At 27.6% G+C, this 9,687-nt stretch carries 8 protein-coding genes; 1 reads left to right on the top strand and 7 read right to left on the bottom strand.

Annotation, left to right across the window (positions count from 1 at the left end):
• From Q0352_RS01555 to Q0352_RS01530, 6 genes are all read right to left on the bottom strand, one after another.
• Positions 1-1,196, bottom strand: a 1,196-nt coding sequence (locus tag Q0352_RS01555; protein ID WP_299522525.1) for an inorganic phosphate transporter, incomplete at its 3' end; no start/stop codon positions are given.
• A gap of 22 nt (positions 1,197-1,218) precedes the next feature.
• Positions 1,219-1,869: a DUF47 domain-containing protein gene (locus Q0352_RS01550; RefSeq protein ID WP_299522522.1), complete on the bottom strand. Its 651-nt coding sequence runs from the start codon at positions 1,867-1,869 to the stop codon at positions 1,219-1,221.
• Between the two features lie 396 nt (positions 1,870-2,265).
• Complete coding sequence (locus Q0352_RS01545) at positions 2,266-3,450, bottom strand: toll/interleukin-1 receptor domain-containing protein (RefSeq protein ID WP_299522517.1); 1,185 nt, start codon at positions 3,448-3,450, stop codon at positions 2,266-2,268.
• Between the two features lie 92 nt (positions 3,451-3,542).
• Positions 3,543-5,768: a caspase family protein gene (locus tag Q0352_RS01540; protein WP_299522514.1), complete on the bottom strand. Its 2,226-nt coding sequence runs from the start codon at positions 5,766-5,768 to the stop codon at positions 3,543-3,545.
• 5 nt (positions 5,769-5,773) lie between these two features.
• On the bottom strand, positions 5,774-6,196 hold the full coding sequence (locus Q0352_RS01535; protein WP_299522511.1) for a hypothetical protein: 423 nt from the start codon (positions 6,194-6,196) through the stop codon (positions 5,774-5,776).
• 179 nt (positions 6,197-6,375) lie between these two features.
• Positions 6,376-8,364, bottom strand: coding sequence for a hypothetical protein (locus Q0352_RS01530; RefSeq protein WP_299522508.1), 1,989 nt, complete (start codon positions 8,362-8,364; stop codon positions 6,376-6,378).
• Between the two features lie 104 nt (positions 8,365-8,468).
• Between Q0352_RS01530 and Q0352_RS01525 the strand changes: the two genes are divergently transcribed.
• Positions 8,469-8,603: a hypothetical protein gene (locus tag Q0352_RS01525; RefSeq protein ID WP_299522505.1), complete on the top strand. Its 135-nt coding sequence runs from the start codon at positions 8,469-8,471 to the stop codon at positions 8,601-8,603.
• 98 nt (positions 8,604-8,701) lie between these two features.
• Here the strand turns inward: Q0352_RS01525 and Q0352_RS01520 are convergent, their stop codons facing one another.
• Positions 8,702-9,619 (bottom strand): EamA family transporter, encoded by a 918-nt coding sequence (locus Q0352_RS01520; RefSeq protein ID WP_299522502.1) that lies wholly within the window; start codon positions 9,617-9,619, stop codon positions 8,702-8,704.
• Positions 9,620-9,687 lie beyond the last annotated feature (68 nt).

Raw genomic sequence — 9,687 nt, 5'->3', positions numbered from 1 at the left:
AGCACAATTACTATAATTACTACGGGTTTATAGATGTTAAGTTTTGTTACTTCATTAGTTTTAGAATCAAATTCAGTGATTGTTTTTGTTTTATCAGAATCTATGTAATTATTATTTTGCTTAATAGTTATATCACTTTTTATATATTTTGAAGTGTTTTCAGATACTTTTAAATTAAATACATTACTCATAAAAAATAACGCAAAAAAGGCAATTAAACCTGCAATTATAGGTGTTACAATCCAACCTAATACTATTTTAGCTATTACTTTTATTTGAATATTTTTTCCTCCTTTTAATAATCCTATCCCTAATATAGCTCCTACTATTGCTTGTGAACTAGATACAGGTACTAAAGGAATTTCCGGAAGACCAATTCGTACAAATAAATCTGATAAACTTTGTGATGAAAAAATAAATAAAACTAATGAATGAGCCAGTACAACAACAATCGCTGTTTCAGCATTTAATTTCATAAGTGAATTCCCAACGGTTAACATTACTCTTTGAGAATATGTTATAATTCCGGCAGCAATAGATAATCCTCCAGCTAAGAATAATAACTGCATTCCATTAAGTGTGAAAAAGCCAAAATCTAAAATTATATTTGGCACTGAAGGAACAAAGACCCCAACAACATTCGCAATATTATTTGCTCCTAAACTATAGGAACCAAATGCGCCAACAATTAAAAGCCCAAATTTTATATAACCATCTAACTTTATTAAGTGAATTTTACTCTTCTTTAAAATATACTGCAATAACAAGAAAAGTAAAATAGCAAATATTCCTCCTAAAATTGGACCTGAAATCCAAGTTGTTACAATTTTTGTTAGTGAATTAATATCTGTTGGGTTTTCTGTGAAAAAATTCCAACCTATAATTGCACCAACAATAGCTTGTGAAGTTGAAACTGGAAGCTTCAATTTTGTCATCCAAAAAACTGAAATTCCAGCAGCTAGTGCCACTGTAAATGCACCACCTAAAGCATTAACAGAACCTAAATTTCCCAAAGTTTCAGACCCTCCGTAACCTTGTATTACGGCTCCCAATACCACAAAAATTGATGCAATTATTGCGGCTTGCTTAAAACGAATCATTTTAGAACCTACAGCAGAACCAAAAACATTAGAAGCATCATTTGCACCTAATGTCCATCCTAAAAAAAGTCCGCTTGTAAGAAAAAATAAAAACATTCTATAAGATATTTGTGTTTTACTACATTTTTATTTTAATAACTAAAGAGGATAATTTTTGAGCCACAATTTTAGCAGCATCAGAAATTTGCTCTATATGTAGTGTAAAGTATCGCAGATGAATTTTTTCACTTAGCTTTAAGGTGTCCATCTCTTGAAATATTTTACGCTTAATATTATTGGATAGCACATCTGTTTCTCTATGATAAAATAGCACTTTTTGAATTTTTTCTTTAACTTGATCTGGTGATGTGAAAAAAATTCTTGCAGCAGGAATTACATTTTCTACAGATTTTACTGATAAACTAACCAATTCTAAATAATCATTTGTTATTTCTTCTGGTAAATGTGGTTTTTCAACATCAAATTGATTTATTACATCCTTTGATCTATCAATAATATCATCAACACTTTCTAATAAATCTAAGATATCACTTGCGTAATTTGGCATTAAAGAATGTAGGTAAAATTCATTCTCAATTTTTCTTTTAATTGAATCAGCATCTTTCTCTAAAAAATTAAGTGTTTTTAAGTTTATATCAAATTCTTCATTATTACCTTTTATATAACTATTAATACCCTTTTTAAAATTTAAAATTCCAAAATCAATTTTATCAAAAAAATCATCAATACTTAATGCTACAGATTTTGAAGTTTTAAATATATTTATCATTACTATAAATTTTATGTTATTACTTTAAACTCAAAGTTAAGTATAAAAACACACTTATTGGTATGATATCAATCATAGTGTTATTTATAAAAAACTTAAGTAGTGTTTAAAAAATTCATATATAACTGATATATATCATTTTATAACTCATTAGTAGTGTTTGATTATTACATTACAATTACACTGTAGTGTTTGTGTTTTGTTTTAAAAATTGATGTAGTGTGTAAAAATAATTTTATTAAGCAATAAACCCATCTTTAATTATTGAAAGGACTTACTATATTTAAAAAATAATTAAAGAATTATTGTACTCAATGAATAAATATTGTTCATAAGTGGTATCAATTTTTATAAGTTCATATTGATATTAAAGTTAGAGAGTAAATTAGGATTCCCTTAAAAAGATACTTCGACCCAAAATGATCTTCCGCTCATTTGAACATTTTTTACTTTAAATACTTCATCAACACTAGTTGTATGAATATTAATCCCAAAATTTGATGTTCCATAAGGCCCCTTGTGAATATTTCTTTGTGAATTAGCGAAAATTAAGTCCCCAATTTGTGGAATATTATCTGTGCTTCCTTCAAATATTGAAAAATAGAGTTCTCCTGTTGAGGATGAAAATTGTACAAATCCGCTAGTAACAAAGAATTTATCTAAACTATCCAATGCATCCTCATAAAAAATTCCTTCTTTTTTATAATCCATAATATAATTTAAATAATCAGTTGTATTATCTTTTGAAATAGCTCTATGCCATTCTTTTTCTTCGTCGGCAACCTCTTGTAAAACTTGTATTAAACCATTAGCTTCATTAATATGAGAGCAATCTATGTGATTTTTTAGATGAGTTTGAAAATCTGCAATAACAATACTTTCTTTAATTCTGTTCCAATCATCACTATCGCTAACAACTATTGCTTCATTTATACTATTAGTTTCAATAGATTTTGAGGTGTCTTCTGGTATTTCTTTTTCTGGTTCATTTCCAGTGGTAAAATATACTAGCGCTATTATCACAATGAATGCCCCAATCGCATATTTTAAAAACCCTTTCTTTTTAAACTTTAGTTCATTTTTTTTATCAACTATCTCTTTCTTCTCAATTACTGGAGATTTAACAGTTTTAACTTCTTTCTTTTTTAGTTCTACAGCTGATTTTTTAATTGCTGGCTCAATTTTAGTTGAACTATTTTCTGCATTTAGATTTAATGCTTTAAATAGAATTTCCATTCCCTTTGCTTCATCGAAATGATAATCTATATGTTGAATACGCCTTAATCTAAACGGAACATCACATTCTTCAATTTTTATTGGAATTACTCGTTTATTTTCTTCTAATGCATATGAAACTTCATCCATAACATTATTTGAATTCACTGAGTTTTTAGATAAAACTAATAAAACGTCCTGACAGGTTTCTAAAGCAGATTCTATGGAAGCATCCCAATGACCACCAGGTTTTATTTGTTTATCAAGCCATAAATTGGCACCTGCATCTCTTAAATTCTTTGTGAATTTTGTCACAAAATCTGAATCCTTCCGAGAATAGCTAATAAAAATAGTATTCGAAGACATATTAAATAATTTTAGTTAGTAGTAGTTTAATTATTTAAGTACCAATATAGTAAATATATTTTAACTTAATTAAATGTGTTAAATATCAAGATTTATGTTAAAAAACTATCATGTAAAAATTTAATAAAATCATCATCCGGATTATCCGTTTTCATTAAACATACATATGCTTTATAGGCATTTGTATACATAGAAATTTTTTCTCTTATCCCCGCCATTTCTGATGATTTTTTATAATATTCTTTCGCAATATCTAAATTATCTAGATACAAATTTGCTTCTGCAATTGTAGCATATTTCCATAAATTATCTCTACAACTTTTAGTAGCTTCTAAGGCCTGATTTGCATATTTGAGCATTTCAGTTTCATCACCATTAACTACAATACTCAAAAATGCCAGATTAATAGCTTGATAATATATTTGATTGAAATTATTTTCAGCAACAGCTTCATTTAAACCCTTATTATAATACTTAAATGAACTATCTCCATCTCCTTTTGAATAGGATTTTAAATAAGACCTTTTATACCTTCCTCCTATTAATCCAAATAATTCCATATTACCTTTTGCTAACGGGTGGTTTTCTAAAATTTCTAATGCATCTTCCTTTCTATCCAATCCTTCTAAACTAAAAGTTAGTTGCTTTAAACCATTGAGATCTATAGAATTTACTATGGGTAATAACTTTTTAACAACAGCATCATATTTACCAAGAGCCAAATTAATTTCTTCATTATTCGTATATTGATTGTAAAACTCATTATCTGTTAGAGTGCTTAAAATAAGATGATAACAGTCATCATGTTCATTTTCTGGTTTTACCATTGACAAATGACTACCTTCAACTGTTTCACAATATTCCTCAGAAAAAGGACCAAAACATGAGTCGTTATTTACATATTCATCTTTAGTACCAGCAGCAATTTTCAATTTAAAAGTGTATTGGTTTTTAAAAATACTTTCCCAATCATTTCTTAATGTTACAATAAACTTACCTTGACTACTTAATTGTTGGTATTTATTATGAAATAAATTTGTGAGTATTGATGAGTCTATACCGTTGTTAGGTGACCCTATTAAAATTAAATGAGAAATCTTACTCCTAAGTTCCTCAGTAAGGTTTATGATTGCTTTTTGAGCAACTAAGCCACCTAAGCTATGTGCTACAATTGCAATTCTGTCATATTTATCAAATTTATATTTAAATGATGTCACTAAATAATCTGAAATCTTATCAATATCACCTACTCCTGCCCAAATATCTTTCCCAAATTCAGGATTTACATTTTGTGAATAGCCTAAAGGTTTCATATCCCAACCATTCATTTTTTCATCTTTCATCAATAATTCTGGTATAATCCCAAATGTATCAGCTGCTTCACCCGAAAAACCATGAACAAAAAGCAACAAATTATTAGACTCCTTTGTTTCTCTATATGATGTAACAACTTCTTTTAATGCTTTGCTCGCTATTTTTTCTGAATTTTCTATTTTTTCTATTGAAAGTGATTCTCTAATTTCTTTTGGCACATAACTAAGTACAAAATTATCATAGTTTTGAAGGTTCACATAAGGATTTTGATCTAAACCTTTTTCTTTAGCTTCCCTGGGTACTTCCTTTTGTAAATAACCCAATACCTCATAAATTCTTATAAATGGTTCCTCAAAATGAGACTTATGATTTCCTTTAATAGCTTTTAATAAATATTTTGTAAATAAACTATTCCTGTCGTCAAGTTGAAAGGATTCTTGGTCTTCTCTACACGATGAAATAATTGAAACCCCACGCTCATTATCTATTTTCTGACCTATACCATCCGCTACTTGAGAACTCTTTGCTCTAACAGCTGATTTATTTTTAGCATCACCTTTTTGATTTAAAAAATTTCCTTTTGTCATTCCTTCAGCATGGCAGCAATCCAAAAAGAAAATTAATCGTTTAGAATTTAAACTGTTTAACTTATCTTTTAATTCTGATGCACTTACCCAAGCTTTTTCAACATCTTCAGCTGACATGCCATCTTTCATTCCATAAGGTTGAATAAAATATTGATCTAATCCATAACCTCCATGCCCTGAATAATATAAAAAAATTGAAGAATCCTCATTAGTTACCTTTTGAAGCTTATCAAACGCGTCTAATATGTGTTTTCGGGTAGATTCAATTCCACTAACTAAAATAACATTCTCTGGATGGTAGCCCGCTAGGGTTTCATCTACTAATAAATTATAAATATCAGTTGCATCATTAACAGTGCCTAATTTTTCATCTCCTACACCAATTAAAAGTGCATATGCATTATTTAACTTTGCCATAAATTTTATAATTTTAGATTAATATATAATAATTGAACCTTATTAACTTGTGATTGATTAATCGTATTATCAACTGAGTTTGTTAAATCAATTAGTGTTTGAAATAGTTTTCCTTCTTGTTGTGAAATAGCTTCTAGGTCTAATAATTCATTTTTAAGTTGAATACTCGTTTTATGTTCAGTGACTATGTTACTCTCTTGTGATTTTAAAAAAATACGATGGTTTAATTCATCTCTAATACCTAGTATTTGTTGAAAAGGAGTCAATGGTATATCATTCACTTTTTTTTCTCCAATTTGAATTCCTGATTTTGAAATTATTGCAGTGGTATTAGAAGCTAAATTATTTTGAATAGCTTCATCAATTTGCTGGTCAAACTTTAATGAAATCCCTGTAGAACTTGCATCAATACCGCTTAACTTTTTCATAATATTTGCAAAATGCTTTCTAAAAACCAAGAATAAGATAAGCAATGTCATTGGCCATATGAGATGACCAATGACATTGCTTATAAATTCGAAATTTGTCCATGCCTTATTTATATTTTCTGTGGAATCTTGTAAAACCATATTTTTTTATTTGATTAGTTAGTTAGTTAGTTAGTTAGTTAGTGCCAAAAGTTTAAAATATCTTTAAATCCTTTATCCTGAAAATAAGAAATAAAAACAGGATCGTTCATATAAGATGTTGGTGTAAACAAATAGCCATGAGCAACTGCTTTTAATAACTGTTTTGAGGCTTCTTTTTTATCACCTACTATTGCAAAATATTGTGCTAAAGCATAATCAATTGATCCATATTGATATGCTGTTTTTAATAATTTTAGCTTGCTTAGTGTAGCGTTTGATTTAGCAGTATCACCTATAACATATTGACTACTTGCTAATTTGGAAAGCAGGTCAACATTGTTTGGATCTTTAATAAGGTTTTTCTGTAATTGAATTACTGCTTTACTATAATTTTTTGTGTAGAAATGAGCTAAGGCAAGGTTTCCATAATCATCATTTTCTTTACTTGATAAAATTAATTTATCAAAATAAATAGTAGCTTTCTCTTTCAAATTTACTAATAAATACTCTTTTCCAATATGCAAATACAATTCTTGAATATCTTTTAAACTGCTTGACAACTCAAATTTAGACATAAATTCATCAACTTTTAAATAATCATTTGAACGAATTAACGCTGTGAATAATGGTCTTTTTAAATTAATTTTATCTATTTTTTCATTGATATCGACTAATAATTCTATGGCTGTGTTGTAATTTCCTAATTCAATGTCTGATAAAGCTTTTACATAAATTCTATACTCACAATACTCACAATTTTCAACTTCCATCCCTTTCATTGATATTTCTTTAAATATTGCATCAACATCATCAGGCTTATTCACAAATTGAAGTGCAATTGTCATATTACTAGAATTAGACAATAAATCAAAAGGAGTTATTGAATATTCTTTTTGCAAATAATAATAAACTTTATCGTTTGTACCATTCAATAAAGCTTCATACATATTTAATAAATTCTGTTGCCTACGATTTGTGAATGATGTTGGGGTAATTATTTTTCTTAATGAATCTGATTTTTTAAAATCACCAACATTATAATAATGAGCTACTCTTAACACTTGAGGCTCAAAATAGTTTGAATCAGCTTCTATTGATTTATTAAGTAAGTCAACATATAATTTTGGATTAGCTAAATTTTCCTTAGCATCAATAAGGTATTTATAAGCTTCATAATTAGGAGGTAAATCTTCTTGTAAACTTAAAATTTTATTTTCTTCCGTAATTAAAAAACCTAAAATAAGTTGTGTCAACTTCTCTATACATTCAAGTGGTAAATCATAATCACATTCAACTAATTTAAATGATATTAATTGAATATTTTTCTCCCCATCAGTTATAGAGCCTTGAAATAATAGTTTGTCGTTTTTTAAATAAAAATTTCCAGAAATTAATTTTCCAGCATTAAAATATTCTTTAATAATTTTTTCATTATTTATAGGTGTAAGATTAGTTGGTGTATTTATTTGACCCAAATAATTTTCAACAATTTCTGGAGAAACAACTTGACCTACATTATTTTCTGTAATTCCATGAATTACCCAATCTGCAGTCATTTTACTAACAATATCATATTTTTTGTCTCCTGTATTATTCCCAAATTTAAGTACCGCAATTTTATCACTTTTTTCTACGCTTTGAGAATAACTATTTGTATCAATACTATTATTAATAATTAATACTATGGACAGAAATGAAAGAATACTAATAATTATTAACACTGAAAAATACATTTTTTGAAAAGGGCTATTTTTCAATTCTCTTTTAACTAAATTACCTTGTTCATCAAAAGCATCCTTCTCGTAATCTAGATTTATCAGGTGATATTTCCATACTAAAAATCCATTTACAGGAAAACCGAATAATACTAAAATAATAAAATATGTTACTAATTTTTGAGGAAGTCCCAATGGCTCTATAGTAACAGCTAACACTTGAAGAAGCACCCAGCTTGTTACAATATATATAGAAAGTTTTTTAAAAACTTCTTTATTGTGACACTCTTTTATGAAATTCTTTATATTCATTTTTTTACATAAGTATTACACATACAACAATATACAATCACTAATATTAGGAATAATTAAAATTTTTTACTAATATAGTAAAATATTAACTAAAAAAAAATGAGATGTCTAATCTAGAAAACGAAGGTGTTAAACCTAAAACAGGTATCACTATTAAACCGAAAACAGGTATCACTATTAAACCAAAAACAGGTATTACTATTAAGCCAAAAACAGGAGTTACTATTAAACCGAAATAATTTTAATGTATGATACTTTACAAAAGAAATTAAGGAAAGACAGTAAATATTACTGTCTTTTTTTATTAATAAAATATGCTAAAAAACAAACTTCCCAATTATTTTCTAAACCTTGAAAAAAGAACCATCTTTTTTTTGGTATTAATAAAATAAACACCTGTAAGCAGAATAGTTGCAGCTACTATAGATTGGGTAGTAATTTGTTCATTTAAAAAATACCAACCTAAAGCCATTGCTATTATTGGATTTACATAGGTTGAAGTTGCAACTTTTTCAGGAGAAACAGTTTTTAAAAGGTAATTAAATGCTGTAAATGCAACAATTCCTCCAAAAATAATTAATAAAACCATAGCTAATTGAACTGGCTGACTCCATTCTGACGGAAAAATCCAAACTTCTCCAAATACTAAACTTGCAATTAATAGCATTATCCCTCCTGTAATCATTTGATAACCCGTATTTACAAAATAGTTTGATGGTAAATCAGCTTTTGCTACAAATAAACTACCATAACTCCAACTAACCATACAAACAAATATCATAACTACTCCTATCATTGTATATTCATGAGTCACTATCTCTTTTTGACTTACCAATAAGTAAACACCAATAATACCAAGAATAACACCAACTATAGACATTAATTGAATTTTCTTTCCATCAATAGCACGCATTAATAATAAAACCACTAAAGGCTGTGCAGAAACTTCAAGAGCGGCAAAACCACTATCAACATATTTAAGCGCCCATACAATTACACCATTACCAAAACTTAAAAATAAGAAACCAGCTATAGTTGTATTAAACAATTGTTTTCGAGTTATGGAAAGTTTAAATCCCATAATTTTTGCGATTATAAATATTAATATGCCTGCAGTAATAAATCTCATTGAAGCAAGCATAAAAGGTGGCAATTCAGTAACTGCTATTTTATTAAGTAAATAAGTTGAACCCCAAATCACATAAATAGAAAAAAAAGCAGCAATAATAAGTATAAGATTACGAGGTTTTTTCATGTATTTCTTTAAGCTATTTTTAGAACACCAATATTAATAAATTCAAACCATTTAAATGAGCAATAAAT

It is taken from the genome of uncultured Lutibacter sp. (assembly GCF_937891065.1).
In the GTDB taxonomy this organism is placed as follows: Bacteria; Bacteroidota; Bacteroidia; order Flavobacteriales; family Flavobacteriaceae; genus Lutibacter.
Note: the sequence above shows the minus strand (reverse complement) of the source record. Positions and strands in the feature narration are given on the sequence as shown.